Origin of the sequence: Paraconexibacter algicola (genome assembly GCF_003044185.1) — a bacterium.
Lineage (GTDB): Bacteria > Actinomycetota > Thermoleophilia > Solirubrobacterales > Solirubrobacteraceae > Paraconexibacter > Paraconexibacter algicola.
This window is the reverse complement of record NZ_PYYB01000001.1, coordinates 2,351,501-2,378,032: the sequence shown is the minus strand read 5'-3', so window position 1 is coordinate 2,378,032 and position 26,532 is coordinate 2,351,501. Positions and strand designations below refer to the sequence as shown.

Sequence of the window (26,532 nt, the reverse complement as noted above, 5' to 3'; positions counted from 1 at the left end):
CTGAGGAGCGGAGCAGCGTCCTGGCTGGCTGGCCAGTCAGGACTGCGCGGGACTGTGCCGCCTCCGGGATCGCACCCGTGTGAGACGCATCACACAGGATGCGGGTCCGTCGGGATCAGGGTGCCGCGATGAGCGACCGGACGGCCTGCGCGGCCGCGCCGATCGACGCCCCGAAGTCCCGCTCGGGCTCGGACAGCATCCGCAGCGCCAGCCCGTCGCCGACCGCGAAGATCACGTCCACGATCGCCTCCGCCGGCGCGTGGATCGTCAGGACGCCCTCGTCGTGCTTGGCCTGCAGCACGGCGGCGACGTGCTCGCGCGTGCGCTGCAGCACCGCGCGGAAGCCCTCGGCCAGCTCGTCGTTGCGGCGGGCCATCGTGAACAGCTCGAACAGCAGCGCCACGAAGTCCGGGTCCTCGTCGTGGAGCTGCTGCAGCGTCAGCCGCAGGAGCTCGACGAAGTCGTCCGGGCTCCCCGCGCCCTGGAGCTGCGCCTCGAGCAACGTCATCCGCAGGTCGCACTCGCGCCGCACCACCTCGGCGAGGAGCGCCTCCTTGGTGCCGAAGTAGTAGTGCAGCAGCCCGCGGCTGACCCCCGCCTCCCCCGCGACGTGGTCGAACGTCGACCCGGCGACGCCGCGCTGGGCCACGCTGCGCCGCATGGCCTCGACGATGCGCTGCGCCTTCTCTCCGTCGATGGCTCGGGGCGTGGCGGGCGTCGGCATCACCGACAAGCCTAGGCCCACACGAGGACGGGCGCCCCGGAGGGCGCCCGTCGGACGAGTCGGTCGTGTCGGCCGGCGCTACGCCGCGGCGGGCGACGGCGCGGGCGTGGACGGCGCGGTCGAGGAGGTGTAGTCGAACTCCTCCTCGGCGCCGAACAGCAGGTCGAGCACCTTGTCGCGCAGGTCGCTGGAGAGCGCGAGCGCGAGGCCGGCGCCGACGAGCAGGACCACGAGCTTGCGCCCGCCGCCACCCTGCTTCTTCGCCTTGGCGACCTTCGCCTTGCCCTTCTGGACCGGCGCGGGCTCCTTCAGCGCGCTGCCGACGTCCTTGAGCGCCGCCGCCGCCTCCTGGAGGGAGTGGTGCAGCTGCTTGTCGCCGGTGAGGGTCTTCGTGACCTTGCCCTTCTTCGCCTTGCTGACGCGGTCGTACGCGTCACGGGCGGCCTCGAAGGCGACCCGGGCGTTGTCGCGCAGCTCGTCGTCGGTGGCGACGCGCTGCACGTAGGCGTTGTCCTTCACGGCCTCGACGGCCTCGGCGACCGTCACCGGCGCTGCCTTCGCCGCCTGCTTGGCGGCCTTTCTCTTCGAAGCCATGGTCCTCCGTCGATTCTGGGTCGGGGCTCCGAGCATACCCAGGCCCCCGTGTCCTCACACGAGGCACGGCGGCGTCGGCAGCCCGGGCACGTCACTGCGCCCGCGCAGGACCGCGCCGCCCTCCTCGCCGCGGACCGCGCAGACCACGACGTCGCGCCCGTCGGGCCCGCCGAACGCCAGGCTGGCGACGAACGGGGCGAGGCCCTCGACGACCCGGTCGACGGTCCCGTCGGGCGCGAAGCGCACGAGCCCGCCGCCGTGGGCGGTGGCGACCCAGATCCCGCCCTCGGCGTCGACCGCGAGGCCGTCGACCCCGTGCCCCTCGGGCGCCTGGGCGAACGTGCGGACCTCGTGGTGCAGCGCCCCGTCCCGGTCGACCGCGGTGGCGAGCACCCGGTGGTGCTGGTGGTCGCAGACGTACGCGGTGCGCCCGTCCGGCGCCAGGCCGATGCCGTTGGGCCAGGTCAGGCCGTCCTCGACCGCGGCCGCGACGAACCGCGGCCCGATGACGACGAGCCGGCCGGCCTGCGGCTCCTCTCCCGCCATCGGGCGGAACCGCAGCGCCCCGGCCAGGAGCCAGCCGTTCCGGTCGACGTGGAGGTCGTTGAAGCCGGTGATCCCGAGCTCCTCGTCGGGGGCGAACAGCACGTGCTGGCTGCCGTCCGCGCGGATCTGCAGCAGGTCCCGGCCGCTGACGACGATCCCGTCACGGTGCAGCACGAGGCCGCCGATCCCGCGGCGGCGCTCGAGCACCACCTCGACCTCCTCGCCGCCCGGGGCGATGCGGTGGACGCCGCCCCCGGTGACGTCGCTGAACCAGACGGTGCCGTCGCGGCCGATGCGGGGCGCCTCGGTCAGGCCGTAGCCGCCCGAGGCCAGCGGCTCGAGGCCGAACGGATCGCTCACCGCCGGGTCGCCTTCGCGGGCTCGAGCGCGATCTCCAGCACCTCGTCGAGCTCGCCGACGAAGCGGAAGTCCAGCTGCTTGCGCAGGTGCTCGGCGATCTCCTCGGTGTCCGCCTCGTTGCGCAGCGGCGCGACGACGGTCCTCACGCCGTGGCGCTGCGCGGCGAGCGCCTTCTCCTTCAGGCCGCCGATCGGCAGCACCTGCCCGGTCAGGGTGACCTCGCCGGTCATCGCGACGTCGTCGCGGACCGGCCGGCCGGTGAGCAGCGACACGAGCGCGGTCGCCATCGTGATGCCGGCGCTCGGTCCGTCCTTGGGGATCGCGCCCGCGGGGACGTGGACGTGCAGGTCGTGGGTGGCGAACCAGTCGTCGGCGAGGTCGGGCGCGAGCTCCGCGCGGCGACCGCGGACGTGGCTGAGCGCCGCCTGCGCGCTCTCGCGCATGACGTCGCCGAGCTGCCCGGTGATGACGAGCTTGCCGCTGCCCTCCATCGCCCGCCACTCGACGAACAGCACGTCGCCGCCGACCGGCGTCCAGGCGAGCCCGGTCGCCACGCCCGGCACGCGGGTGCGGCGCTGCTGCTCGCTGAAGAACCGCTGGCGGCCGAGCAGCTCGCGGGCGCGGTCCTCGCCGACGCTGACCTTCTTGACCTTGCCGTCCCCGTCGGCCTCCGCGATCTGCCGCGCGACCTTGCGGCAGATCGTGCCGATCTCGCGCTCGAGGTTGCGGACGCCGGCCTCGCGCGTGTAGTCGGCGATCACCGCACGCAGCGCCGCGTCGCTGATCGCGATCCACGACTTCTTCAGGCCGTTGCGCTCGATCTGGCGCGGGACGAGGTAGCGCTTGGCGATCTGGAGCTTCTCGTCCTCGGTGTAGCCGGCGAGCTGGATGACCTCCATGCGGTCGCGCAGCGGCCCCGGGATCGTGTCCAGCGTGTTGGCCGTCGTGATGAACATGACCTTCGAGAGGTCGAACGGCACGTCGAGGTAGTGGTCGCGGAACGAGGCGTTCTGCTCGGGGTCGAGGACCTCGAGCATCGCGCTGGACGGATCGCCCCGCCAGTCCGAGCCCATCTTGTCGATCTCGTCGATCATCAGCAGCGGGTTGTTGGACCCCGCGTCGCGGACCGAGCGGATGATCGTGCCGGGCATCGCGCCGATGTACGTGCGCCGGTGGCCGCGGATCTCGGACTCGTCGCGCATGCCGCCGGCACTGACGCGCTGGAACGACCGCCCGAGCGCGCGGGCGATCGACCGACCCAGCGAGGTCTTGCCGACGCCGGGCGGGCCGACGAAGCAGATGATCGAGCCGCTGGGGTTCGTCGCCGCCTTGTCCCCCATGAGCTTGCGCACCGCGAGGAACTCGAGGATGCGGTCCTTGACCTGCTCGATGTCGTAGTGGTCGGCGTCGAGGATCTCGCGCGCGTGGACGAGGTCGAGGTTGTCCTCGGTGGAGGTGTCCCACGGCAGCTCGGCGATCCACTCCAGGTAGGTGCGGATGACGCCGTGTTCGGCCGCCTGCGGGGGCAGCGCCTCGAGGCGCTTCAGCTCCCGCTCGGCCTGCTTGCGCACGTCGTCGGGGAGCGTCAGCGCGGCGAGCCGCTCACGCAGCTGCCCGGCCTCCGCGGCCGACTCGTCGAACTCGCCGAGCTCCTTGCGGATCGCCTCGAGCTGCTGGCGCAGCACGTACTCGCGCTGGTTCTTGTCGAGCTCGGACTGCACCTGCGACTGGATCTCCGACCCGATCGAGATGACCTCGAGCTCGCGGGCGAGGATCTCGGACAGGCGCCGCAGCCGCTTGGCGACGTCGGGCTCCTCGAGCAGCTCCTGCTTCTCCTCGGTCTTCAGCCGCAGCGACCCGGTGATCAGGTGCGTCAGCGCGCTCGGGTCCTCGATGTTGGCGACCGCGAGCTGCAGCTCCTCCGGGAGGTACGGGACCTCCTCGACGATCGTGTTGAACGTCTCCTGGACGTTGCGGGTGAGCGCCGTGAGCTGGGGGGTCTCCTCGACCTGGTCCGGCAGCGGGCTGATCGCCCCGACGAGGTACGGGGTCTCGCGGACCCACTCGTCGATGCGGACGCGCTGCTGGCCCTGCACGAGGATCCGCAGCGTGCCGTCGGGCACCTTGAGCATCCGCGCGACCTGGCCGACGACGCCCACCTCGTAGAGGTCCTCGGGACCGGGCGTGTCGAGCTCGGGCTTGCGGCTGGCGACCATGACGAGCGTCCGGTCTCCGGCGAGCACGTCGTTGACGAGCTGGACGCTGCGCTCCTGGCCGATCGCCAGCGGTGTCAGCGAGTCCGGCAGCGGCACCGTCTCGCGCAGCGGCAGCACCGGCAGCCGGTCGGGGAGGTCGCGCGCCGACACGCCGACCGTGACGTCCTGGTGCGCCGGGTCCGTGGCGATCTCGATCATGCGCGGCCCCCGGGGAGCGGCGGGAGGTCGTCGTCCTCGTCGTGCTCGAGCACCTCGATCGTCGTCTCGGTCTCGATCTTCACGGTCCGCTTGACCGGCCGCACGAGCGGCAGCTCGACGCGCAGGATGCCGTCCTTGTAGGTGGCGCGGGCGGCGTCGGCGACGACGTCGGCTCCCAGCGGGATGACGCGCCGGAACGGGCCGAAGTCGATCTCGAGCTGCTGGTAGACGCGGTCGGGGCTGTCGGCGGGACGCCGGTGCCCGGCGAGCACGAGCTCGCGACCCTGGATCTCGAGGCCGATCTCCTCGATGTCGATGCCGGCGAGCTCGGCGTGCACGACGGCGCGGGACGGCTCGCCGCCGCCGGGCGTCTCGTAGAACACGTCGACGGCGGGGGTGAAGCCGCCGCGCCGGCGCGGGCTCACCCCGCCGATGACGTCGCCGAACAGCTCGTCCATCTCGCGGCGCATGCGCTCGAAGTTCGCGAAGAGGTCCCGGTCGGGTCGCATGGGCCGATCGTAGCCCGGCGCTGCCCGCGGGACCGCCGACGCGGCGGCGACCGGCGTGACCGCCGGACGTACCCCCGCACCCGGCGCGGTGTTCGCACGGCGGTCGCGCCGGGCCGGGTCAGACGGTGTAGACGGCGCCCTCGCGCGCGACCGAGACCGGCCCGCCGAACGCCTTCTCGGCCTCGCCCCGGGCCCAGAGGACGTCGAGCTCGTCGGAGATGTGCGTGAGCACGAGCCGGCCGACGTTCGCCTTCGCGCCGTGCTCGGCCGCCTCCTGCGGGGTGAGGTGGCCGCGCAGGCCGCCGCGCTCGGGCCGCGGCAGCGTTGCCTCGACCATCAGCAGGTCGGTGCCGTCGGCGAACTCGATCAGCGCGTCGTTGGGCGCGCAGTCGGCGCCGTAGGTGAAGCGGCCGGAGCCGGGGACCGTGGAGCGCACGTCGATCGCGCAGGTCGGCAGGTAGTGCGGCACCGGGTGGAAGCGCACGCGCAGCGGCCCGACCTCGAGCTCGTCGGCGGGCTCGTACTCGACGAGGTCGAACGCGTTCTCGATCAGGTCGTCGTTCCCCCACGCGCCGACGACCCGGCGGAACGTCTCGGTGGCGCCGTCGGGCGCGTAGAGCCTCGGGCGCGACGGGGTGTCCGTGCCCGGCCAGCGGTCGACCGGGACGGGCTGCTGCCGGGGCGCGTACGTCAGCGAGTAGCTGAACGGCACGAGGTCGAGGAAGTGGTCGGCGTGCAGGTGGCTGATCACGACCGCGTCGAGCGCGACGTAGTCGCGGTAGCGGCGCAGCTTCGAGAAGACCCCGTTGCCGCAGTCCAGCAGGAGGGCGGTGTCGCCCTCCTCGACCAGGTACCCACTGCACGCTCCGTCGGCGTCCTGCCACGACGGCGACTTGCCCAACACGGTGATCCGCACCGGCGCCTCCTCTCCGTCGAGGAGCCTAACGGGACGGCCGCTCAGGCGTGCAGCGCGGCCTGCTCCTGCGCCGTGGGGAACGCCCACGAGGCGTGCGTGCGCTCCTGCGAGCGGAAGTGGAACCGCATCTGCCGCGGGGGCCGCAGGCCCTCCGGCGAGTCGGGGCGGAACGTGGCACACGGCTCGTCGCACGACAGCGCGCACAGCAGGTTGTTCTTGAAGAAGCAGTCCTCGCAGGACACGTTCTTCGCTGTCGTCCGACCCTTCTTCATGTGCCGCCCAGACCTCCCCGGTCGTCGTGTGGAGGCGGCATGGAACCACGCGTGGCGAGGCCGTGCAACGACGGTTTTCCGCTAGGAGCAGGGTTCCCGAAAACGGATCCCGCAAATGCCGGGTTTTCCCGGACCCTTCGACGAATAGGCGGCAGATCCTGGGGTTTCTCTCCCCTCGCCGACGAAGATCCCGCTCTCTCCGCAGAAAACCGCGGCGGCTCACCAGCCCCGCAGGTGCACGTGGCCCGGCCCGAGGTCGGCGCACCGCGTCGCCCCCACGAGGGCGAGCGCCCGGGCGGTGTCGTCGATCAGCGCCTCGAGCACCTCGGCGACCCCCGCCTGACCGCCCCGACCGCCCGGCCCGCCCGCGGCGAGCCCCCAGACGTACGGCCGCCCGACGAGCACCGCGTCGGCGCCGAGCGCGAGCGCCCGCACGACGTCGGCGCCGCAGCGCACGCCGCCGTCGACGAGGACGGGGATGCGCCCGCCGACCGCGGCCGCGACCTCGCGCAGCGCGACCGCCGTCGGGATCGCGCCGTCGAGCTGGCGACCCCCGTGGTTGGACACGACGACGGCGTCGGCCCCGTGCTCGATCGCCAGCAGCGCGTCGGCGGGGTCGAGCACGCCCTTGACGACGACGCCGAGCCCCGACGCCTCGCGGATCCAGGCGAGGTCCTCCCAGCGCAGCCGTGCGTCCCAGCCGCCGACCATCGGCTTGGCCGTCGGGCCGTCGTCGCCGTCCAGGTGCGTGGTCATCGTCACGCCCTCGGGCAGCGGGACCGGACCGTGCGCGAGCTCGCGCTCGCGGCGTCCGGGCACCGCCACGTCGACCGTGACGACGACGCGCGAGTAGCCGTGGGCGGCGACGCGGCGCAGCACCGCCACGGTGCGCTCCCGGTCGGGCTGCACGTAGAGCTGGAACCAGCGGGCCGACGGCCCGGCCGCGTCGGCGGCCTGCGCGACCTCCGCGAGGTCCGCCGTCGCGCGGGTCGAGAGGCAGTAGAGGCTGCCCGCGGCCGCGGCGGCCCGGGCGCTCGCCAGCTCGCCGTCGGGGTGCAGCAGGCGCTGCGCGGCGACCGGGGCGAGCAGGACCGGCGCGCGCAGGCGCGTGCCGAGCAGCTCGACCGACGGGTCGACCGCGCCGACGTCCACGAGCGCCCGCGGGCGCAGCCAGACGTGCTGCCAGGCCTCGGCGTTCTCGGCGACCGTCCGCTCGTCGCCCGCGGCCCCCGCGTAGTAGTCGTAGACGGCCGCCGGGACGCGGGCGCGCGTCCGGTCCTCGAGCTCGCGCAGGAGCAGCATGCGGGCCACCCTACGGGCCGGGCCGGAAGGTCCCCGCGGCCGTCCCGCCCGTACCGTGGAGGTATGCAGACCCTCGTCACCGGCGCCTCCGGCTACCTCGGCGACGTGCTCGTCCCCGTCCTGCAGCAGGACGACCACGACGTGCGCGCGTTCGCGCGGACCCCCGCCAAGGTCCGTCACGACATCCCGATCGTGCAGGGCGACGTGGTGACCGGCGAGGGGCTCGACGCCGCGCTCGACGGGATCGAGGTCGCCTACTACCTCGTGCACTCGATGGAGGGCGGCAGCGCCGACTTCGACGCCCTGGAGCGGCGCAGCGCCGAGAACTTCGCGGACGCGGCCCGGCGGGCCGGGGTGCGGCGCATCGTCTACATGGGCGGCCCGGTGCCCGAGGGCAAGGAGGCCTCCCGGCACCTGGCCAGCCGCGTCGCGGTCGAGGAGATCCTGCTGGAGGCGGCCCCGGAGTCGGTCGCGTTCCGCGCGAGCCTCGTGATCGGCCGCGGCAGCCGCTCGTTCCGCTTCCTCGTGCGGCTGGTGGAGCGCTCCCCGCTGCTGCCGCTGCCGGCCTGGCACTCGGGCCGCACGCGGCCGATCGACGAGCGCGACGTCCTCGCCTACCTGCGCGAGGCGGGCACCAGCGACGCGGTCACCGGGCCGCTGTCGCTCGACATCCCGGGCCCCGACACGCTCACCTACGGGGGGATGATCGAGCGCATCCGCGACCTCATGATGGTCGCGCGTCCGGCGCTGCACCTGCCGTTCTCGCTGACCCCGATCGCGGCCCCCGTCGCCGCCGCGATCGCCGGCGAGGACGTCGGCCTGATCCAGCCGCTGATGGAGAGCCTCGACAGCACCCTGCTGCCCCGCGACGAGCGCGCGCAGGAGCTGTTCGACGTGCCGCTGCACGGCTTCGACGCGGCCGTCGAGCGCGCGCTGCGCGAGTGGGAGGCCGTCGAGGCCCTCGCGGCGCGCTGACCGGCCGCCCGGTCCGCGCCGGGCGCCCCGTCCTGCGAGGATCGAGCGCATGAGCAGCAGCGAGGTCCGCGTCTCGATCGATCTCCCGGCCCCGCCCCGGGCGGTCTGGGACGTGGTGATGGACCCGGAGCGGCTCGCCGACTGGGTCTCGATCCACAAGAAGCTGAAGGGCCACGACGCGGTCCCGCCGCGCACCGGCGCGACGATGGAGCAGGTGCTCGTGCTGCGCGGCGCTCCGTTCACCGTGAAGTGGGAGCTCGTCGCCTGCGAGGACGCGGCCCGCGCCGAGTGGCACGGGCGCGGCCCGGCCCGCTCGCACGCGGAGACCGAGTACGTGCTGACGCCGATCGACGGCGGCGCGGCGACCCGCTTCGACTACCGCAACGACTTCAAGGCCCCGCTCGGACCGCTCGGCTCGGTCGCCAGCCGCGCGCTCGTCGGCGGCGTGCCGGAGCGCGAGGCGCTCGCCTCGCTCGACGCGCTGAAGGCGCTGCTCGAGCGCTGACGCGCCGCCCCGCGGCGCGTCCGACGCGCCGGTGCTGTACACCTCCCGGTATGGGCATGACGAGTCTTCAGTCGCACGTCATCCGCCGGGTCACCGAGGAGGACCTCGACCAGGTCGTCCAGCTGCTCGCCCGTCTGGAGGAGCGGTCCGCCGACCCCGCGATCCCGCAGGAGGGATCGCCGCGGCTGTGCCGCTGCGACTTCACCCACCGCGGCGTCGTGGCGGTGGTCGACGAGCGCGTGGTCGGGTACGCCCACTGGGTCCGCCCGACGACGACCGCGCCGCGCGCGGACATGGCCGTCGTCGTCGCCAAGGAGTACGAGAACCGCGGCCTGGGCACCGCGCTGCTCGGCGGACTGCGCCGCGAGGCGCACAAGGCGGGCGTCAAGAAGCTCGAGCTGCGCGTCGCGCGGTCGCCGAAGCTGCTGCAGGAGATCGAGGACCACACGCTCCAGGGCGGGCGCGTCTGCGACGTCGACGACACGATCGTCGTGACGATCCCGGTCGACGAGCTCTGCTCGGGCCGCGAGCTCAGCGCGATGCGCTGGGCCGCCGAGGCCTCGCCGCGGGTGGTCGGCCCGGCGGCCGGCTCCGCCCGCGCCTGACGCTGTCGCGGGGCCGCCCGCCGCTCAGCCCGCCGCGTACATCGCGGCGAGCACCACCGGCACGACGACGACCCACGCCTCGAACAGCCGCCTCAGCCGCGGCGGCGCGTGGCGCAGCTCCATGAAGTGCAGGCCGACGAGCCAGACCTTCGCGAACGCGATCGCGATGACGGTGAACGCCGCGGCGTCCCCGCTCCCGAACCCGTGGTCGTCCCCGACGAGCCACGACACGGCGGTCGAGGCGACGAGCACGACCCAGACGATCGCGAGCGGACGGGTGATCGCGCAGCTCATCGTCATCCCAGCAGGTAGAGGAGGGCGAACAGGACGATCCACAGCAGGTCGACCATGTGCCAGTAGCTGGCGCCGGTCTCGAGCATCATCGCGTCGTGCTCGTCGAGCGCCGGACGGCGGACCAGGCGCACCACGCCGCCGAGGACCGCGAGACCGATCGCCACGTGCAGCAGGTGCAGGCCCGTGAAGGTGAAGAACAGCTGCGAGAACTCGCTGGTCGCCGGGCCGTGCCCGCTCGACGCCAGGTCGGTGTACTCGACCGCCTTGAGCGCGGCGAAGGCCAGCGCGCAGCCGATCGCGCCGAGGAAGAACGGCCGCGCCTGCCGCGCGTCGGGGCCGCGCGAGGCCCGGACCCCGGCCGCGACGAGCAGCGAGCTCGTCAGCAGCAGCACGGTGTTGACGATCCCGAGCCCGATGTGGAGCTGGCCTTGCCCGAGCTCGTAGGCGGCCGGGTCCTGCCCGCGGCTGTGGACGAGCACGCCGAAGACGACCGCGAACACGACCATGTCGCCGAGGATGAACAGCCAGATCCCGGCCTCGCCGGGCATCCGTCGCTCGGCCCTCATGCGGGCACCGCCTCGGGCGCGGGCTCCGCGGGCGTCGGCGTCGCTGCGGCCCGCAGGATCGCCGCGCGGACCTGGACGAACACGACGAGCTGGAACATCCCGAACAGCACCGCGACGAGCCAGAAGCTGAGGATGCCGTTCCACGCCCACACGCCGTCGAGGAAGAAGACGAGCAGCGTTCCGGGCAGGAACAGGAAGCCGGTCCACAGGGCGTAGTAGCCGAGCCAGCGCGGCAGCACCGGATCCTCGCGGCGGCGGTCCATGAGCACCCCGACGCCGAGCCCGAGGGCCTGGACGAGCGCGGGCGGCCAGTTGACGACGAACGGGATGAACGCCAGGTCGGTCAGGGCCTGCGTGATCTCCGGGTCGCGTTCGGGGCGCAGCGCGATCGACAGCATCATGATCGTCGGCACGACGACCGCGACCATGCCGACGGCGGCCCCGGCGAGCGCGGTGTAGGCCGGTGCGATCGCGCCGGGGATCCGTCGCAGCTGCAGGAAGATCGCGACGCCGAACGGGGCGAGGAACGTCGTCGAGGCCATCATCAGCGACAGGCCCAGGCGCTTGAGGTCCGGGTCGCTGCGCCAGAACTCGGCGGTCCGCTGCGCGGTCCAGTCGGGCTCGGGCGGCGGCAGCAGCGACGCGACGAGCATGCCGCTGAAGAACAGGACGATGAACGCCGGGCCGCTCCAGGCGCACCACAGCTGGACACGGGTGGAGGTCATCGCAGGCTCCCCACGGAGTCGAGGTCGATCATCGCCTGGGCGATCCGCCCGATGATCAGGCGGCAGTGCGCGTCGGGCTGCAGCTCGGGCGCGATCCGCTGCACGCCGATCGTGTAGGTCCAGAAGACGAAGCCGTGGAACATCTGGCGTCGCCAGGCCAGCCACGCCTCGTCGAAGCCGAGCCGGGCGCCGCCCGCCGCGGCCAGCTCCTCGAGGTAGAGGGCGAGCAGGTCGCGCTCCCAGGCCCGGCGGTCCTCGACCTCCAGGGCGGCGCCGAGCGCGTAGGCGACGTCGATCGCCCAGCTGCCACGCGCGATGCCCTGCCAGTCGTAGAGGTGCAGGGTGCCGTCGGGGAGCCGGAACCAGTTGGCGGGGTGCGTGTCCTGGTGCAGCAGGGTGTGCGGGCCGTCGACGGCGAGCCGCAGCGACCGCATCGTGAGGTCCCAGATGTCGCGGCGGTGGGCCATGAGGGCGTCGGGGATGATGTCCTGCGCACGCCGCATCCCGTAGGCGGCGCCGCGGCCCCACTGGATCGCGCGGTCGAAGTCGACCTGCCAGGTATGCGCGTCCTTCAGGCCGGGCCAGACGGTCCGCAGCCGCGGGTCGTCCCACATCGCGCCGTGGTAGGCGGCCATCTCGCGGACCATCGACTCGGCCGCCGGCCGGTCGACGTGGATCGCGGCGTTGCCGAAGGTCGCGCCGCGCGTCGTGGCGATGTCCTCCATCACGATCATCGACCGCCCGGTCCGCGGGTCGTAGCGGCCCGCGTAGCCGTGGGGCGCGCCGACCTGCGGCAGCAGCGGGCGCAGGTCGCGGTAGAAGGCGGCCTCGGCGTCCGCGGCACCGCTGATGCCGAGCAGCAGCCGCGACGAGAGGCTCGGCGTCGACTTCGTGTACAGGTCGGTCGGGAGGCCGGCCGCGGTGCCGGCCGCGTCGTAGGCGACGCGCAGCGCGCGCCGGCTGCTCGTCCCGTCCGATCCCTCGCCGAGCGCGAACGAGGTCACGTGCGCTCCGGGCACGCCGTCGCACAGCGCGGCGGTGAGCCAGCCCGTGGTGAGGTGGTCCACCGAGGCCGGGACGTCCGCGAGGGTCGTCGGGGCCGCAGGCGGGCGGACCTTCTCGACGGCGAGCGCGCCGACCACGCGCGCCATCTGCGCGGCGAGCGCCATCAGACCCCCGCCGGCGTCCGCTCGCGGACCACGACGACCGGCGGCACCTCGCCGGGCGCCTCCTCCGGGATCAGCAGGGTGAGGAGCTTCACGGTCGCCGCCGTGCCCAGCGGGACGGTCAGCGCCGCGACGTGCAGGAGGACCATGTTCGGGTCCTCGCTGCCGTGACGCAGCGCGAGGTACAGGACGCCGGAGCCGAACGCCTCGGTCGCGAACGCCAGCGGCGTCAGGACGACGAGGCCGAGCTGCTGTCCGGGCGTGCGCAGCAGCGGCACGAGCCTCCAGGCGAGGATGCCCGCGATCAGCGCGCTCATCGAGTTCACGAACCCGAGGAACAGCGGGTAGCCCAGGACCTTCCACGGCTGGTCGTCCTGGTACTCGTAGACGCCCATGAGCTGGACGTAGCCGATCTCGGCGACCATCGCGACGCCGACGAACGCCCAGTAGAGCTTCCAGATCTGCGCGCGGGTGGGCGTGGCGCGCAGCGAGCGCATGACGACGACCGCGCCGCCGCCGTAGATCGCGAAGTACGCGGGGACGAGCCAGACCGGCTCGCTCACCCCGTAGGCGGTGAACAGCGTCCACTGGCCCTGGGTCGGGAACCACAGGCCGTAGAGGTGGTCGAAGAGCGGCTCGAGCAGGCAGGTGAGCGTGCCGGCGGCGAGCAGGACGAGCGGCCACGGCGCGCGCTCCTGGCGCACCACGCGCGCGACGTACACCGCCGCGACCGCGGCGAGCGCGAACGTCAGGACGACCGAGATCAGCTGGCCGGTCTCGTCGACGGCGCTGTCGAGCGCCGGGCTGACGACGGGGGCCATCAGCGCACCGACTCCTGCAGCGCACCGGACTCGTCGGCCTCGACGACGCGGTCCCAGTGACGGGCCTCCTCGACCGCGTGCGCGGCGGTGCCCTTCTTGTCCTCGCGGCGGAAGAGCTTCAGCATCGTGCGCGCCGCGTTCTGGCCGGGCATCCCGCTGATCCCGGCGACCGGGTGGGTCCCCGAGCCCGTGAGGAAGAGGCCGGGGACGGGCGTCGAGTAGCCCGCGAACCCGGCGGCGGGCTTCAGCGGCCCGAAACGGGTGATCAGCGGGTCGACGTGGTAGACGCTGCCGTCCAGCGCGAAGTGCCGCTCCTCGATGTCGGGCAGGAGGCGCACGCGGTGGTAGACGTCGAGCTCCTCGATCCCCTCGTAGAAGTGGTCGCTCTGGCTGATGACCGTCCGGGCGATCTCCTCGCGGGCGGCGTCCCACCCGACCTTGGGGTCGCTGGGCGTCAGGCCCGACCAGAACCAGGCGACGTCGTGGCCCTCCGGGGCGAAGTGGCGGTTGGAGGGCAGCGCCGTGGAGATCTGCATGAGGCCCGGCACGTGCGCGGGCACCTCGCCGCGCTTGCACGCGGCCTGTGCGGCGACGACCTCCTCGTAGGCGTGGTAGCCGTTGGCGGGCAGCCGGCAGTCCAGCCCGTCGCCGCGCCACTTCTCGATCCGGTCCATGCGGATCCGGCCGCGGCAGAGGACGTCGAGCTTCATGTCGGCGAACCCGCGCGAGCGGGTCGGGATGTGCCGGACGCGACGCTCGAGCGCCGGGGGCAGCGTGCCCGCGGGCAGCAGGTCGCGCAGGACCTTCTTCGGGCTGAAGGCGGTGAGCACCCCGCGGCGGGCGTAGAGCTCCTCGCCGTCGTCGGTCCGCACGCCGACGACGCGGCCGCCGCGCACGACGAGCTCCTCGACGGGCGTGCCGCACTGCACGCTCCCGCCGTGGTCCTCGATCAGCCGGATCAGCGCCGCCGGCAGCTCGCCGGTGCCGCCCTCGAACATCGCGACCCCGTACTTGGTGATGATCCCCATGTAGATCATCGACCAGCCGGAGAGGTCGGAGTCGTAGGACATGAACGGCAGCCCGATGAGCAGGCAGGCCTTGATCGGGTCGCTCTCGAAGGAGTCCTCGAGCGCCTCGATCTGGGTGCAGCGCATCCAGCGGCCGATCGCCAGCAGCTCGCCGCGGTGCTTGAGCGTCGCCTTCGTCGCCTTGAGGATCTGCTTGATGTCCGGCCGCACCGGGTTGGTCTGCATCATCGGCACGCCGATCTCGACCGCCGCGTGCACGACGCGGTAGAGCTCGAGCAGCTCGCGGGCGTCCTTGCGGGACCAGTGCGCGAGCTCGTCGGCGGTCTTCTGCGCGTCGCGCCACAGGCCCAGCGACGAGCCGTCGTAGTTGAGCTGCAGGTGGACCGGGTCGATCACCTTCATCTTCAGCCCGTACCGCTCCTCGAGCTGGAGGTCCTTCATGATCGTGGTCGTCCGGAAGAGCGACGGCTGGATCGAGGCGTCGTTGACCTTGTAGCCGGGCATCTCCTCGACCTCGGTCGTGGAGGTCATCCCCCCCGGCGTCGGGTAGGCCTCGACGACCTTGACCTTCAGCCCGGCCTTGGCGAGGTACGCGGCGGAGATCAGGCCGTTGTGGCCCGCCCCCACCACGATGACGTCGACGGTCTCGGTCATTGCGGCTCCTCCTCTGCGATCGCGCCGTGACCAGCGCCGGACAGGCCGATCGTACACAGTGTTCGATTGGCGTGCAAACGGGATGTTCGATCCGTGACGCCGCGCCTCGTAGACTGCCTCGGACCACCGTGCCGTCCGTGACCCGCAACCCCTCCAAACGCCGCAGCGCCCGTCGCGCCGCGGTCGTCGCGGGCCTCCTCGAGGTCGTCGAGGAGCTGCTCGACGCCGGCGAGCTCTACACCGACATCAGCGTCGAGCGGCTCATCACCGCGGCCGGCATCTCGCGCTCCACCTTCTACGTGTACTTCGAGGACAAGGGCGCGCTCCTGCTCGCCCTCGCGGAGGACGTCGTCGCCAAGCTCGTCGACACCGCGAGCGCCTGGTGGGAGCTGCCGCCGGACGCGACGCGCCAGGACGTCGAGCAGGCGCTGCGGCAGATCATGGAGGTCTATCGCGCGCACGACTCGATGTGGCAGGCCCTCGTCGACGCGGCGGCCTACGACCCCAACGTGCGCGCGTCGTTCCACGAGATCGTCGGCCTGGCCAGCAGCCAGCTCGCCCGGCACATCCGCGAGGGCCAGAAGGCCGGGTCGGTCCGCCCCGATCTCGACCCCCGGCGCACGGCCGACTGGCTGACGTGGATGACCGAGCGCGGGCACCACCAGCTCGCCGCCGGCGCCACGAAGGCCGAGCTCACGAAGCTCGCCAAGGCCCAGAGCGCGATCGTCTGGTACACGCTCTACGAGGGCGCCCCCAGCCGCAGCTGACCCCGGGGCGTCAGTCGCCGGGCAGCATGTACGACGGCAGGTCGGCGACCGAGTCGCCGGTGAGGCCGAGCTCGCGCCGCTCGTCGGCGACGACTCCGGCCGCTGATCGGACACGCCGTTCGCCGGTCGGACGACTTGTAGACTGGCGTGATGCCCGCCGGCTCCCCGCGCCCCCTCCAGCAGCCCCCCAGGGCCGAGCGGCGGACGCTGCTGGCCCGCCACTTCGTCGAGGCCGTCGAGCCGCTGCTGGAGGCCGGGGAGACCTACGCGGACATCAGCGTCGAGCGGCTGATCAAGGCGGTCGACATCTCGCGGTCGACGTTCTACGTCTACTTCGACGACAAGGGCGACCTGCTCGGGGCGATGGCCCAGGACGTCACCCGCGATCTCGCGGAGGCCGGCTCCGGCTGGTTCGAGTTCCCCGTCGACGCCACGAAGGACGACCTGCGCGAGGCCATCCGGCCGCTGTTCGAGACCTACCGCCGCCACCAGCTGCTGCTCGGCGCGATCACGGAGGCGGCCGCCTACGACCCGCGCGTGCGCGAGCAGCACCTCGCGCTGGTGGGCCAGGCGGTCGACGGGCTGAAGGCGCAGATCCAGCTGCAGCAGCGGGCCGGCGGCGCCCCGGCCGAGCTCGACGCGCAGCGGACCGCCCTCTGGCTGACCTGGATGCACGAGCGCGGCCTCTACCAGATGGTCCCGAGCGCGTCCGCGCGCGAGGTGCACAAGCTGCTCGACGCGATGGTCGACCTCGTGTGGCGCACGCTGTATGCCGGCTTCCACGACTGACCCGGCCGCGGGGAGGGTCAGCGCACGCGCCAGTCCCCGGGCAGCGACAGCACGCCCGCGGGCGTGCCCGCGACGAGCGCGAGCAGGTCCTCGGGGGTCGTCGGCAGGCCGAGCCCGCCGGGCACGAGGGCGGACACCGCGCTGCGACTGGACTCCGCCGGCTTCAGCCGCTCCAGGAACGGGACCTGCGGCCAGCCGACCACGTCGACGTCCGCGCGCCGGACCCCGGCGAGCTCGCAGGCGTGGTCGATCGCCGCGCCGCGACCGCCGAGCTCGTCCACGAGCCCGCGCTCGAGTGCGTCGGCGCCGGTCCAGACCCGGCCGCGGGCGAGGGGCTCGAGCTGGTCCCACGGCATTCCGCGGTCCTCGGCCGCCTTGCGCGTGAAGTCCTCGTAGACCTCGTCGAGCCACGCCTCCAGGCGTGCGCGCTGCGCGTCGGTGAACGGCGTGTCGGGCGCGAACATCGAGGCGTTGGCGCCGACGTCGACGAGCTCGCGCACGATGCCGAGCCGCTCGACGAGGCCGCCGACGACGAACTTGCCGGCCAGCACGCCGATCGAGCCGGTGATCGTCGTCGGCAGCGCGAAGATCCGCGCGGTCGGCATCGCGGCGAAGTAGCCGCCGGAGGCCGCGACGCTGCCCATCGACGCGACGACCGGCCGACCGGCGGCACGCAGCTGCAGCACCGCGTGACGGATCGCGTCGGAGGCGATGTAGGACCCGCCGGGCGAGTCGACGTGCAGGACCACCGCGGCGACGCGGTCGCTCTCGCCGGCGCTGCGCAGCGCGCGGACCACGGCATCGGCCCCGGCGCGCGGACCGGACCCGGGCCCCGGTCCGCCGGGCCGGCCGCGCCCGTCGACGATCGCGCCGTGGACCGGCACGACGGCGATCTGCCGGGCGCCGCGGCGGCGCAGCTGCTCGACCGGCGTGCGCTCCGGGCGGCCGCGGACGTAGCGGTGCAGGTAGCGGAGCTCGTGCTCGCCGTGGGCGTCCCGCAGCGCCGCGTCGAGCTCGTCGCGGAAGCCGAGCCGGTCGACGAGGCCGGCGTCGAGCGCCTCCGCCGCCGAGAGGGGCGCGCGGTCCACGAGCGCCGTGACGGTCTCGGCGTCGAGGCCGCGGTGGGTGGCGACCAGGCCGGTCAGCCGCTCCATCACCGACGCTGCAAGCCGCTGGGCCATCTCGCGGCTCGGCTCGCTGACCTCGCGCGCGCTGAAGAGGTCGGCGGCGGTCTTGTACTCGTGGCGCTGCCCGAACTGCGGCTCCACGCCGAGCTTCTCCAGTGCCCCGCGGACGAGGGTCAGCCCGAGGCTGACGCCGGTCAGCCCGATCTGGCCCGAGGGCTGCAGCCAGACGTGCTCGCAGCGCGCCGCCAGCGCGTACGGCACGGTGCCCGCCGCGAGCTCGCCGTAGGTGCTCGCGTACGCGTAGGTGGCCTTGCCGGCCGCGCGGACCGCGTCGACCCCGGCGCCGAGCTCGTCGGCCTGCGCGGCGGTGAGGCCCTCGCCGCCGAGCAGGACCACGGCGACGACCGCGTCGTCGCCCGCTGCCTCCCGCAGGCCGCCCAGCAGCGCGTCGAGGTTCGGGGTGTTGCGCTGCCGCAGCGCGGTGAGGGGATCGCCCGGCGCCTCCGTGAGCACCCCGCCGGTGAGGTCGACCTCGAGGACGAGCGGGGACGCGGGGGCGCCACCGGGGAGCTTGCGGAGCAGCGGGAGCGAGCGGGGATCCATCACCGCACGGTGTCACACCGTGCGGTCCGGGCGCTCAGGCGTGCGCGGCGAGCTCGCGCCGAAGCACCGCCAGGCCGCGGCGGGTCCGCCCCTTGACCGTGCCGAGTGGGACGCCGAGGTGGCGCTGGATCTCTCCCTGGGACAGGCCACCGACGTAGGAGAGGCCGATGACGGTGCGCTGGTCGGCGTCCAGCGCACGCAGCGCGACGCGGAGGTCGCGCGCGTCGCTGTGCCGCTCGGCGATAGCGTGCGGGCGCGCTGCGGGATCGACGAGCAGGTCCGCGTGGACGGCCTCCAGCGGGACGGGGCGCAGCGCGCGGTGACGGCGCTCGGCGCGCAGCGCGTCGAGCGCGCGGTTGCGGGCGATCGCGCAGACCCAGTTGGCGAACGTCCCGGCGGCCGGGTCGAAGCGCGGCAGGCCGAGCCAGGCGCTCAGGAAGGTCGTCTGGGCGACGTCGGAGACGCCGTGGGGGACGAGCGGGCGAATGACGCGCTCGACGAGCGCGCGGTGTCGGGTGACAAGGGCGGTGAAGGCGGCGTCGTCGCCGTCGAGCGCCCGCCGCACGAGCAGCACGTCGTGGTCGACGGACGGGGGTGGAACCTCGGGCAACGGCATAGCGGGATCGTGCCTGAACGGTGTCGCTTACGCACCCGCAGCGCCATATCCTGGCGCACAAATACTGGCGTTGCGGCTATTCGATATCGGTTCCGCAATCGCATCGCGGGCCGCGGTCGCGCGGAGCGGGTAGCATGCGCGCCATGGGGATGCGAGCGACGACGGTCCGGTTCAGCGACGACGTGTGGAACCTCGTGGAGCACGAGGCCACCGCGCAGGGCATCTCGGCCGCCCAGTTCATCCGCGACGCGGCGCTCCTGCGCGCGGCGGTGCTGATCGGTCGCCGCGGCGACGGGGACGAGATGGCCGAGCTCGAGGAGGTCGCCCGGGGAGCCCTGCGCGCGAACGGCCGCCCCGTGCCGGACCCCGCCGTCCCCGACCCGGTGCTCGCCGAGCCGCGGCGCCTCGCCGCCCTCGCGCACACCGGCCTGATGGACGGGCAGAAGGACGCGACGCTCGACCGCCTCGCGCGGACCGCCGGGAAGCTGCTCGACGCCCCGATGGCGCTCGTCTCCCTCGTCGACCACGAGCGGCAGGTGTTCGCGTGCTCGATCGGCCTGCCGTCCCCGTGGGCCGAGCTCGGCCAGACCCCGTCGGACCAGAGCTTCTGCCGGCACGTCGTCGCCCGGCGCGCCCCACTGGTGGTCGAGGATGCGCGCCGCCATCCGGACCTGCGCGACAACCCCTCGATCCACGACCTCGGGGTGATCGCCTACCTCGGCATCCCGCTGACGACCTCCGAGGGCATCGTGCTCGGCTCGCTCTGCGTCATCGACCACGTCCCGCGCGTGTGGAGCCGCAGCGACGTGCTCGCGATCACGGACCTCGCCGAGGCCGCGGCCCTGCACCTGGACCGCCGGATCATCGAGGCCACCGCCGCCGTGTGACGGGTCGCACACGCCGATGTAACGTTGGTGTACCTACAGTTGTGTACCTTACCGACTGGTCAGGTTGAACCGACGCGAGGAGAAGGTTGTGAGCACCCCGACGATGCCCCTGCAGGACGAGGCCTACGAGGCCATGCTGCGCACCCTCTCCGAGGGGTCGGTGCACGTCCACTTCGATCCCTACGAGGACATCGAGTGGGACGCCCCCGAGATGGCGGTCGACCCGAAGGACCCGCGCTGGGTCCTCTCCCCCACGCTCGACCCGCTCGGCGCGACCGCCTGGTACCAGGCCCAGCCGCTCGACCGCCAGATCGAGATCGGCCGCTGGCGCATGATGAACGCGATGAAGGTCGGCGGCGCCTTCGAGAGCATCCTCATCCGCGGCCTGATGCAGTACGCGATGGCGCTGCCCAACGGCTCCCCCGAGTTCCGCTACTGCCTCCACGAGATGACCGAGGAGTGCAACCACATCCAGATGTTCCAGGAGCTCGTGAACCGCAGCGGCACCGACGTGCCGGGCATGCGCAAGCTCTTCCGCGTCACCTCCCCGCTGATCGGCGTCGCGGGCGGCTACACCCCGATGATCCTCATGATCGGGATCCTCGCCGGCGAGGAGCCGATCGACCACTACCAGAAGGCGATCATGCGCGAGGGCATCGACATGCCCCCGGCCGTGCTCCGCACCATGGAGATCCACATCGCCGAGGAGGCTCGCCACATCTCCTTCGCGGGCGAGTGGCTGCGCCTGCGGATCCCGCGCGTGAAGCGCTGGGAGCGCCGCGCCCTGTCGGTGATCTTCCCGATCACGATGCGGTGGCTCGCGGGCGAGATCATGACCTCGCCGAAGGAGCTGAAGCGCCGCTTCGACATCCCCGACGACGTCTGGCGCGAGGCGTTCTGGAAGAGCCCGAAGTCCCAGGAGATCATGGCCTCCTACTTCGGCGACATGCGCGCGCTCGCGACCGACACGGGTCTCATGACGCCGCTGGGTCGGCGCGTGTGGAAGTGGTGCGGCATCGACGGCGAGCCGTCCCGCTTCCGCGGCGAGCCCGACCGCACCGCGCGGGTCCTGGGGTAGCGCCGTGCCGCACGTCGTCACCCAGTCCTGCGTGGGCGACGGCTCGTGCGTCTACGCCTGCCCGGTCAACTGCATCCAGCCGACCCCGGACGATCCCGCGTTCGAGCTCGCCGAGATGCTCCACGTCGACCCGACGACGTGCGTCGACTGCGGGGCGTGCACGACCGCGTGTCCCGTCGACGCGATCAAGCCGCACACGCGGCTGACCGAGGAGGAGCGGGCCTTCGAGGTCATCAACGCCGCCTACCACGCGCAGGCCCGCGGGCCGCGCGCGAAGATGGCCCCGGTCCGCCCGGTGCTCGAGGTGCGCGACCGCGGCGAGGCGCTGCGGGTCGCGATCGTCGGCTCCGGGCCGGCCGCGATGTACGCGGCCGAGGAGGTCCTCACCGTGCCGGGCGCGCAGGTGTCCGTCTACGAGCGGATGCCGACCCCGTACGGCCTCGTCCGCACCGGCGTCGCGCCGGACCACCGGCGCACCCGCCGGGTCAGCCGCCAGCTCGACGCCGTGCGCCGCCACCCCGGCCTCACGATGCACCTCGGGGTCGAGATCGGCCGCGACGTCACCCACGAGGCGCTCCTGCGCACCCACCACGCCGTGATCTACGCCGTCGGCGCCGCGGTCGACCGGCGGCTCGACATCCCCGGCGCGGACCTGCCGGGCGCGATGACCGCGACCCAGGTCGTCGGCTGGTACACCGGTCATCCCGACCACGCCGGGCGCGCGGTCAACCTGTCCGCCCGGCGCGCCGTGGTGATCGGCAACGGCAACGTGGCGCTCGACATCGCCCGGATCCTCACGATGGACCCCGAGGCGCTCGCCGACAGCGAGGTCGCCCCCGCGGCGCTGCGGGCGCTGCGCGCCAGCCGCATCGAGGAGGTCGTCGTGGTCGCACGGCGCGGCCCGGAGCGCAGCGCGTTCACGCTGCCCGAGCTCGTCGGCCTGCGCGGCACCCCCGGCGTCGCGCTGCACGTCCTGCCCGAGGACCTCGCCGGCGCCCCCGACGGCGACCCGAAGATCGAGCTGCTGCGCGACCTCGCGCCCGACGCGTCCGGTCGCCGGGTGACGCTGCGCTACGGCCTCACCCCCGCCGCGGTCCGCGGCGACGCCGGGAGCGTGTCGGCGGTGACCTTCGACCGCACCGGCGGGGGCGGCACCGAGACGATCGACGCGGGCCTGCTCGTGACCTCGATCGGCTACCGCGGCACGCCGCTGGGCCAGCTGCCGTTCGACGACGCGCGCGGCGTCGTGCCCAACGAGGACGGCCGGGTCGTCGACCCGGCCACCGGCGCGGCCGTCCCCGGCACGTACGTCGCGGGCTGGATCAAGCGCGGCCCGAGCGGCTTCATCGGCACCAACCGCGGGTGCTCGCAGGACACCGTCGCCGCGCTCGTCGCCGACTACAACGCGGGCCGGCTCGTCACGCCGCCCGACGCGCCCCGCGGCGCGGGTCCGGGCCGCGGCGCGGCCGGGACGCCGCCGCGCGGCCTGCTGCGCATCGCCCGCGGCCGCTGAGCGCCGCCCGGCGGTCAGGGCGCGTCGATCGCGATGCGCCCGTCCGCCGGGAAGACGACGTCGAGCAGCCGGTCGTCGTGGACGACGCCGACGTGGGCGTCCGGCCCGAGCGCCCGCAGCCGGGCGCGGGCCGCGGATCCGAGGCGCAGCTCGACGCGCCCGTCGGCGGTCGTCTCGATCGCGGTCACGTCGGCACCGGTCGCCACGGGCCGGTCGGCGCGGACCGCGACGTGGCAGGGCCGCCCGCCGATCCTCCCGACGGTCCGCAGGACGCGACGCCCCGGCTCCCGGTCGGCGGCGCGCTCGGGCGTGTCGCACAGGGCGGGCGGATCGGCGCGTGCCCAGTCGAGCACGACGAGCGCGTCGCGGTCCAGCGAGGCCGGAGCCGTCGGCTCCTCGTCACCGCACCCCGCTGCCACGAGCGCCGTCGCGAGCGCGGGCAGCAGGAGACGGGAGACGCGGCGCAGGTCGGCGACCGGGGACGGCATCCCCGGCACGGTACGACCTGCGGGCGATCAGCGCTTCCAGCCGGTGGCGCGGCGGCGCAGCTGCAGGATGCGCGCCCCGGCGGCGATCGCGACGATCGCCCCGCCGGCGATGGCGGCGCCGAGCAGCGCGACGCCGACCGGCAGGTCGGTCTCCATCCAGAGGAACTGGACGGGGACGCGGTCGAGGTTCTGCAGGATGAAGACGAGCAGGAACGCGAGCACGACGCCGCCCAGGACGGCGAACCACATCGCGGCGCTCGTCCGCGAGCCCGTCGGCTTCTCCAGGACCGGCTGGTCCGGGGCGTCCGCGTCGGCTCGGGGAGTGGGAATCGTCTCGGTGCTCATGACACCAGAGGGATTCCCGGTTGCACCCGCAAGCAACCGCGGGCGTCAGCGCGCCAGCCGGTCTCGGCGCGGGAACACTCCCGTCGCCGTCGCCGCGTCAGAACAACGCGATCTGCGCCGGCGGCTCCGCCGGGCAGGCACGCTCGGCCCGCGCGGCGCGCGCGGCCTCGTCGAACAGCGACGGCGGCGGACCACCGGGACGGTGCAGCAGCCCGGCGACCCGCCGCTGCTCGACCTCGGGGACGTGGGCCGAGCGGGCGTAGAGCTCCTCGTAGCGGTCCACGAGGTCCGGGCGGGCGGTGCGCAGCCAGTCGAGGAAGACCCCACGCGTCTCGCCGCGCAGGTACAGCGCGATCCCGCCGACGCTCACCGCGCCCGCAGCCGTCGCGGCGTCGAGGATCGCCTCGACCTGGCGCGGGTCGTCGTTGATCCCCGGCATCAGCGGCGCGACGAGGATGCCGCACGGCACCCCGGCGGCGTTGAGCGCGGCGATCGCCTCCAGACGGGCGCGCGGGTTCGGGGTCCGCGGCTCGGTCGCCCGCCAGGCGCGCTCGTCGAGCGTCGGCACCGACAGGTTCGCGGAGAACCGCCCGTCGGCCGCCATCGGCGCGAGCAGGTCGAGGTCACGGAGTACGAGCGGCGACTTCGTCAGCACCGAGCACGGCGTCCGTGACGCCCCGAGAGCGGCGAGGACGTCGCGCGTCAGCCGATAGCGACCCTCGACCCACTGGTACGGGTCGGTGTTCGTGCCCAGGGCGACGTGCTCCCGCGCCCACGACGGGCGCGCGAGCTCCGCCCGGACGAGCTCGGGAACGTTGACCTTCACGACGATCTCGCGGTCGAAGTCGCGTCCGGCGTCGAAGCCCAGGTAGGTGTGCGTCGGGCGGGCGAAGCAGTAGACGCACGCGTGGGTGCAGCCGCGGTACGGGTTGACCGTCCAGCGGAACGGCATCCGCGACCCGGCGGGCACGCGGTTGAGCGCCGAGCGGGCCCGCACCTCGTGGAAGCGCGTGTCGAGCGCCTCGGGCGCGTCGAACCGGCGCACGACGGCATCGTCGGACGTCCCCGGGAGCGTGGGGCGGGCGGCGTCGACGTCGAGGCTGAGAGCGGACCAGCGCACGAACACATGTTCGCACACGCGGTTGACGGCGCCGGACGGTTCGGGCACCCTGCGGGCCATGAGCGCGCCGGGGACCGCCGCCACCCTCGATCGCCCGTGGGCACGCGCGGGAGCCGGGCTCGCCGCGGCGGCCTGCGCGCTCGCGCTCGCCGCGTGCGGTGGCGGCGGCGGCGGCGGCGGCGGGGACGACGAGCAGGGCAGCACCGCACCGGTGCGGCTCGGCATCGTCGGCGAGGCGATCGACGAGTCCTTCCGCGCGGTCGCCCGGACCGTCGGGCGGCCCGGTGTCCCGGACAGCGGCGTGGCGGTCATGGACTTCACCGGCCGCTCCGTCGCCGACGACGCCGGCCTGCGCGACTCTGCGAGCCGCACGCGCAACGCGGTCACCGACAGCGACATCGTCGTCACGGTCGACGGCCGCCCCGCGACCGAGGAGCTGCTCGCCGGCGCCGACACGACGAAGGCGCCCGGCGACGTCGCGACGCTCGTCGTCGTCGACCCCGAGGGCCGGCGGCGCACCGTCGAGGTCCCCTACGTGCAGGACGAGGAGATCGAGGGCGGGTTCGTCGGCGGCTGAGCGCGCGGCGCGCCGGGCTCAGCGCACCCGGCCGGTCGCCGGGATCGACCGGGTGTTGACGTTCCCCGCGCCGTCGGTCACCGACGTCACGATCCGCAGCGTCGCGAAGCGGGCCTTCTTGCGGCGCGCGCTGCGCTGCAGGGCGCGCAGGACCGCGGGCCGCAGCGGCAGCACGATCGAGGTCTGCTTGCGGGCGCCCACCGTGAACGTCGTCCGGGCGAGCGTCGGGCCGCCGCCGGCGCGCGTCAGCTTCGCGGTCCCGGCGCAGCCCGTGGCCGGACCGGCGACGCAGCGCACGAGCGCGCGGGCGGCGCGGCGGTTCAGCGTCCCGGTGACGAGCCGGTAGTCCTGTCCGGCGCAGCGGCCGCCGGGCAGGGCGTCGACCGCGGCGGCGGGCAGGTCGCCCGCGTACACGCAGCCCTCGGTCGACCAGCCCAGGCGCGTGCCGTCGAAGTCGACGCCGGTGACGGAGTCGACGACCGGCGTCACCGGGTGGCCGACACCGGCCAGGTCGGCGACGAACAGCCGGCTGCTGCGGCGGTCGAGCTCGCGGCCGTAGACGATCCGGTTGGCGGCGATGCGCAGGTTGAACGGCGTCACGTCCGGCACGATCACGTGCAGGGTCGGGTCGGCGATCGACGCCCAGGCGAGGTCCAGGACGGGGTCGCTGCCGGTCGCGGCCGGGTTGGCGGTGAGGACCGCGAGGGTGCCGTCGGCCTGCAGGTCGAAGCGCAAGCCGTAGCCGATCGGCGGCACCGTGGGCACGTCGACCCCGTAGACGGGCGTGCCGGTCGCCGCGTCGGCGACGACGATGCGGGCCAGCGCGCCACCGGTGGTGCTCGCCGAGCGGTAGGCGACGTACGGGCCCGCCGTCGCGAGCTCGGCGCTGCCCTGTGGCGCGAGCGCCGTCGGGTCGCCGCCGGCAGCGAGGTCGTAGCCGCGCAGGACCGAGCTCGGCCGCTGGCCTTCCGCGACGATGTCCTCCGAGGTCACGAGCCGGTCCCCGTCGAGGTCCATCGCGGTCGCACGGACCGCGTCGGCTCCGTCGCCCGCGACGCGCACGAGCGGCCCGCCGGGCGGTCCGGCGACGACCTGCTCGCGGGTCGTGTAGCCGTCGGGGTCGACGGCGACCCCCTCGCCGAAGCCCCAGGCCAGGCGCGTCGGCGAGCCCTCCAGGCCGAACGTGAACGCCTCGCCGCCCTCCGGGAACGCGGGCGTGCGGGCGAGGGTGCGCGGCGCGCCGCCCGCGACGACGGCCCGCAGCCGCTGCGGTCGCGTGCCCGCCGCCCAGGCGACGGTGTCACCGGCGAAGACCGGCCCGTCGAGGATCTGCTGGTCGGCCGCGACCGAGGTGATCGGGGCGGCCTGCACCGCGGGAGCGGCGGCGAGGAGGGCGGCGGCCAGGGTGGCGGCCGACAGGACGGCGGACGGTGTGCGCATGCTCCCCCAACGGCGCAGCCCGGCCCGGGTTACGGCGCACCGGCCCGACAACGACGAGGACCCCGCGCCGCGGGGTCCCGAGCAAGCCCTCTAGCGGACTCGAACCGCTGACCCCTTCCTTACCATGGAAGTGCTCTACCAGCTGAGCTAAGAGGGCGTGCGCGAGGGAGCGTAGCAGCGGGCCGGTCGGGCATGCTTGGTCGACC

The 26,532-nt window shown here is 74.0% G+C and carries 29 protein-coding genes and 1 tRNA gene; 9 read left to right on the top strand and 21 right to left on the bottom strand.

Going from position 1 to position 26,532, the window contains the following annotated elements:
- Nucleotides 1-115: 115 nt before the first annotated feature.
- The 8 genes from C7Y72_RS11240 to C7Y72_RS11205 all read right to left on the bottom strand — a co-directional run bounded on the left by C7Y72_RS11240 (nucleotide 116) and on the right by C7Y72_RS11205 (nucleotide 7,637).
- A complete protein-coding gene (locus C7Y72_RS11240; RefSeq protein ID WP_107568817.1) occupies nucleotides 116-724 on the bottom strand; it encodes a TetR/AcrR family transcriptional regulator in 609 nt (202 codons plus the stop codon).
- Between the two features lie 78 nt (nucleotides 725-802).
- On the bottom strand, nucleotides 803-1,318 hold the full coding sequence (locus C7Y72_RS11235) for a hypothetical protein (RefSeq protein ID WP_146175337.1): 516 nt from the start codon (nucleotides 1,316-1,318) through the stop codon (nucleotides 803-805).
- Between the two features lie 54 nt (nucleotides 1,319-1,372).
- Nucleotides 1,373-2,224, bottom strand: a complete 852-nt coding sequence (locus tag C7Y72_RS11230; protein WP_107568815.1) for an SMP-30/gluconolactonase/LRE family protein — start codon at nucleotides 2,222-2,224, stop codon at nucleotides 1,373-1,375.
- Nucleotides 2,221-4,638: an endopeptidase La gene (lon, locus tag C7Y72_RS11225; RefSeq protein WP_107568814.1), complete on the bottom strand. Its 2,418-nt coding sequence runs from the start codon at nucleotides 4,636-4,638 to the stop codon at nucleotides 2,221-2,223. The genes C7Y72_RS11230 and lon overlap by 4 nt, the downstream gene beginning before the upstream one ends.
- The gene (locus tag C7Y72_RS11220; protein WP_107568813.1) at nucleotides 4,635-5,147 is read right to left on the bottom strand and encodes an Hsp20/alpha crystallin family protein; all 513 of its coding nucleotides are present in this window, start codon (nucleotides 5,145-5,147) and stop codon (nucleotides 4,635-4,637) included. Before C7Y72_RS11220 ends, lon begins: the two co-directional genes overlap by 4 nt.
- A gap of 118 nt (nucleotides 5,148-5,265) precedes the next feature.
- A complete protein-coding gene (locus C7Y72_RS11215; RefSeq protein WP_158276803.1) occupies nucleotides 5,266-6,063 on the bottom strand; it encodes an MBL fold metallo-hydrolase in 798 nt (265 codons plus the stop codon).
- Between the two features lie 41 nt (nucleotides 6,064-6,104).
- Nucleotides 6,105-6,335, bottom strand: coding sequence for a hypothetical protein (locus C7Y72_RS11210; RefSeq protein ID WP_107568811.1), 231 nt, complete (start codon nucleotides 6,333-6,335; stop codon nucleotides 6,105-6,107).
- Between the two features lie 219 nt (nucleotides 6,336-6,554).
- Nucleotides 6,555-7,637, bottom strand: a complete 1,083-nt coding sequence (locus C7Y72_RS11205; RefSeq protein ID WP_107568810.1) for an alpha-hydroxy acid oxidase — start codon at nucleotides 7,635-7,637, stop codon at nucleotides 6,555-6,557.
- 63 nt (nucleotides 7,638-7,700) lie between these two features.
- Here C7Y72_RS11205 and C7Y72_RS11200 point away from each other — a divergent pair, with 63 nt between their 5' ends.
- The 3 genes from C7Y72_RS11200 to C7Y72_RS11190 are packed head-to-tail and all read left to right on the top strand — an operon-like array spanning nucleotide 7,701 to nucleotide 9,722.
- Nucleotides 7,701-8,612, top strand: a complete 912-nt coding sequence (locus C7Y72_RS11200; RefSeq protein WP_107568809.1) for an NAD(P)H-binding protein — start codon at nucleotides 7,701-7,703, stop codon at nucleotides 8,610-8,612.
- A gap of 49 nt (nucleotides 8,613-8,661) precedes the next feature.
- The gene (locus C7Y72_RS11195) at nucleotides 8,662-9,117 is read left to right on the top strand and encodes an SRPBCC family protein (protein ID WP_107568808.1); all 456 of its coding nucleotides are present in this window, start codon (nucleotides 8,662-8,664) and stop codon (nucleotides 9,115-9,117) included.
- Between the two features lie 56 nt (nucleotides 9,118-9,173).
- Entirely contained in the window at nucleotides 9,174-9,722 is a 549-nt protein-coding gene (locus C7Y72_RS11190; RefSeq protein ID WP_158276802.1) for a GNAT family N-acetyltransferase, read from the top strand.
- A 24-nt stretch (nucleotides 9,723-9,746) separates the two neighbouring features.
- Here the strand turns inward: C7Y72_RS11190 and C7Y72_RS11185 are convergent, their stop codons facing one another.
- Genes C7Y72_RS11185 through C7Y72_RS11160 form a run of 6 tightly spaced genes read right to left on the bottom strand, consistent with a single transcriptional unit; the run spans nucleotide 9,747 to nucleotide 14,976 of the window.
- Nucleotides 9,747-10,016 carry a cytochrome C oxidase subunit IV family protein gene (locus C7Y72_RS11185; protein ID WP_199223922.1) on the bottom strand — a complete coding sequence of 90 codons (270 nt, stop codon included), beginning with the start codon at nucleotides 10,014-10,016 and terminating at the stop codon, nucleotides 9,747-9,749.
- A 2-nt stretch (nucleotides 10,017-10,018) separates the two neighbouring features.
- Nucleotides 10,019-10,582, bottom strand: coding sequence for a cytochrome c oxidase subunit 3 (locus C7Y72_RS11180; protein WP_107568805.1), 564 nt, complete (start codon nucleotides 10,580-10,582; stop codon nucleotides 10,019-10,021).
- Entirely contained in the window at nucleotides 10,579-11,307 is a 729-nt protein-coding gene (locus tag C7Y72_RS11175) for a hypothetical protein (protein WP_107568804.1), read from the bottom strand. Before C7Y72_RS11175 ends, C7Y72_RS11180 begins: the two co-directional genes overlap by 4 nt.
- Complete coding sequence (locus tag C7Y72_RS11170) at nucleotides 11,304-12,476, bottom strand: hypothetical protein (protein WP_107568803.1); 1,173 nt, start codon at nucleotides 12,474-12,476, stop codon at nucleotides 11,304-11,306. Before C7Y72_RS11170 ends, C7Y72_RS11175 begins: the two co-directional genes overlap by 4 nt.
- On the bottom strand, nucleotides 12,476-13,294 hold the full coding sequence (locus C7Y72_RS11165; protein ID WP_199223921.1) for a hypothetical protein: 819 nt from the start codon (nucleotides 13,292-13,294) through the stop codon (nucleotides 12,476-12,478). The genes C7Y72_RS11170 and C7Y72_RS11165 overlap by 1 nt, the downstream gene beginning before the upstream one ends.
- Nucleotides 13,294-14,976 carry a phytoene desaturase family protein gene (locus C7Y72_RS11160; RefSeq protein WP_107568802.1) on the bottom strand — a complete coding sequence of 561 codons (1,683 nt, stop codon included), beginning with the start codon at nucleotides 14,974-14,976 and terminating at the stop codon, nucleotides 13,294-13,296. The genes C7Y72_RS11165 and C7Y72_RS11160 overlap by 1 nt, the downstream gene beginning before the upstream one ends.
- A 137-nt stretch (nucleotides 14,977-15,113) precedes the next feature.
- Between C7Y72_RS11160 and C7Y72_RS11155 the strand changes: the two genes are divergently transcribed.
- Nucleotides 15,114-15,743: a TetR/AcrR family transcriptional regulator gene (locus tag C7Y72_RS11155; protein ID WP_233243808.1), complete on the top strand. Its 630-nt coding sequence runs from the start codon at nucleotides 15,114-15,116 to the stop codon at nucleotides 15,741-15,743.
- A 150-nt stretch (nucleotides 15,744-15,893) separates the two neighbouring features.
- Nucleotides 15,894-16,532, top strand: a complete 639-nt coding sequence (locus tag C7Y72_RS11150) for a TetR/AcrR family transcriptional regulator (RefSeq protein WP_107568800.1) — start codon at nucleotides 15,894-15,896, stop codon at nucleotides 16,530-16,532.
- 17 nt (nucleotides 16,533-16,549) lie between these two features.
- Here the strand turns inward: C7Y72_RS11150 and sppA are convergent, their stop codons facing one another.
- Entirely contained in the window at nucleotides 16,550-18,262 is a 1,713-nt protein-coding gene (gene sppA, locus C7Y72_RS11145; RefSeq protein ID WP_107568799.1) for a signal peptide peptidase SppA, read from the bottom strand.
- Nucleotides 18,263-18,296: 34 nt separating this feature from the next.
- Nucleotides 18,297-18,878 carry an RNA polymerase sigma factor gene (locus C7Y72_RS11140; protein WP_107568798.1) on the bottom strand — a complete coding sequence of 194 codons (582 nt, stop codon included), beginning with the start codon at nucleotides 18,876-18,878 and terminating at the stop codon, nucleotides 18,297-18,299.
- Nucleotides 18,879-19,021: 143 nt separating this feature from the next.
- On the opposite strand from C7Y72_RS11140, the gene C7Y72_RS11135 reads away from it, so the two are divergent.
- From C7Y72_RS11135 to C7Y72_RS11125, 3 genes are all read left to right on the top strand, one after another.
- Nucleotides 19,022-19,765, top strand: coding sequence for a GAF domain-containing protein (locus tag C7Y72_RS11135; protein ID WP_158276801.1), 744 nt, complete (start codon nucleotides 19,022-19,024; stop codon nucleotides 19,763-19,765).
- A gap of 103 nt (nucleotides 19,766-19,868) precedes the next feature.
- Complete coding sequence (locus C7Y72_RS11130) at nucleotides 19,869-20,843, top strand: AurF N-oxygenase family protein (protein WP_107569764.1); 975 nt, start codon at nucleotides 19,869-19,871, stop codon at nucleotides 20,841-20,843.
- 4 nt (nucleotides 20,844-20,847) lie between these two features.
- On the top strand, nucleotides 20,848-22,356 hold the full coding sequence (locus tag C7Y72_RS11125) for an FAD-dependent oxidoreductase (protein ID WP_107568796.1): 1,509 nt from the start codon (nucleotides 20,848-20,850) through the stop codon (nucleotides 22,354-22,356).
- Nucleotides 22,357-22,370: 14 nt separating this feature from the next.
- On the opposite strand, the gene C7Y72_RS11120 is transcribed toward C7Y72_RS11125, so the two are convergent.
- From C7Y72_RS11120 to C7Y72_RS11110, 3 genes are all read right to left on the bottom strand, one after another.
- A complete protein-coding gene (locus C7Y72_RS11120; protein ID WP_107568795.1) occupies nucleotides 22,371-22,844 on the bottom strand; it encodes a hypothetical protein in 474 nt (157 codons plus the stop codon).
- A 27-nt stretch (nucleotides 22,845-22,871) separates the two neighbouring features.
- Nucleotides 22,872-23,189, bottom strand: a complete 318-nt coding sequence (locus C7Y72_RS11115; RefSeq protein WP_107568794.1) for a lipopolysaccharide assembly protein LapA domain-containing protein — start codon at nucleotides 23,187-23,189, stop codon at nucleotides 22,872-22,874.
- Nucleotides 23,190-23,286: 97 nt separating this feature from the next.
- Complete coding sequence (locus C7Y72_RS11110) at nucleotides 23,287-24,309, bottom strand: radical SAM protein (RefSeq protein ID WP_107569763.1); 1,023 nt, start codon at nucleotides 24,307-24,309, stop codon at nucleotides 23,287-23,289.
- A gap of 58 nt (nucleotides 24,310-24,367) precedes the next feature.
- Here C7Y72_RS11110 and C7Y72_RS11105 point away from each other — a divergent pair, with 58 nt between their 5' ends.
- The gene (locus C7Y72_RS11105; protein WP_107568793.1) at nucleotides 24,368-24,886 is read left to right on the top strand and encodes a hypothetical protein; all 519 of its coding nucleotides are present in this window, start codon (nucleotides 24,368-24,370) and stop codon (nucleotides 24,884-24,886) included.
- Nucleotides 24,887-24,904: 18 nt separating this feature from the next.
- Here C7Y72_RS11105 and C7Y72_RS11100 read toward each other — a convergent pair whose 3' ends face one another.
- Both C7Y72_RS11100 and C7Y72_RS11095 read right to left on the bottom strand, forming a co-directional pair.
- On the bottom strand, nucleotides 24,905-26,326 hold the full coding sequence (locus C7Y72_RS11100) for a hypothetical protein (RefSeq protein ID WP_107568792.1): 1,422 nt from the start codon (nucleotides 26,324-26,326) through the stop codon (nucleotides 24,905-24,907).
- An 84-nt stretch (nucleotides 26,327-26,410) separates the two neighbouring features.
- Nucleotides 26,411-26,483 (bottom strand) — tRNA-Thr (locus C7Y72_RS11095).
- Between the last annotated feature and the right edge of the window lie 49 nt (nucleotides 26,484-26,532).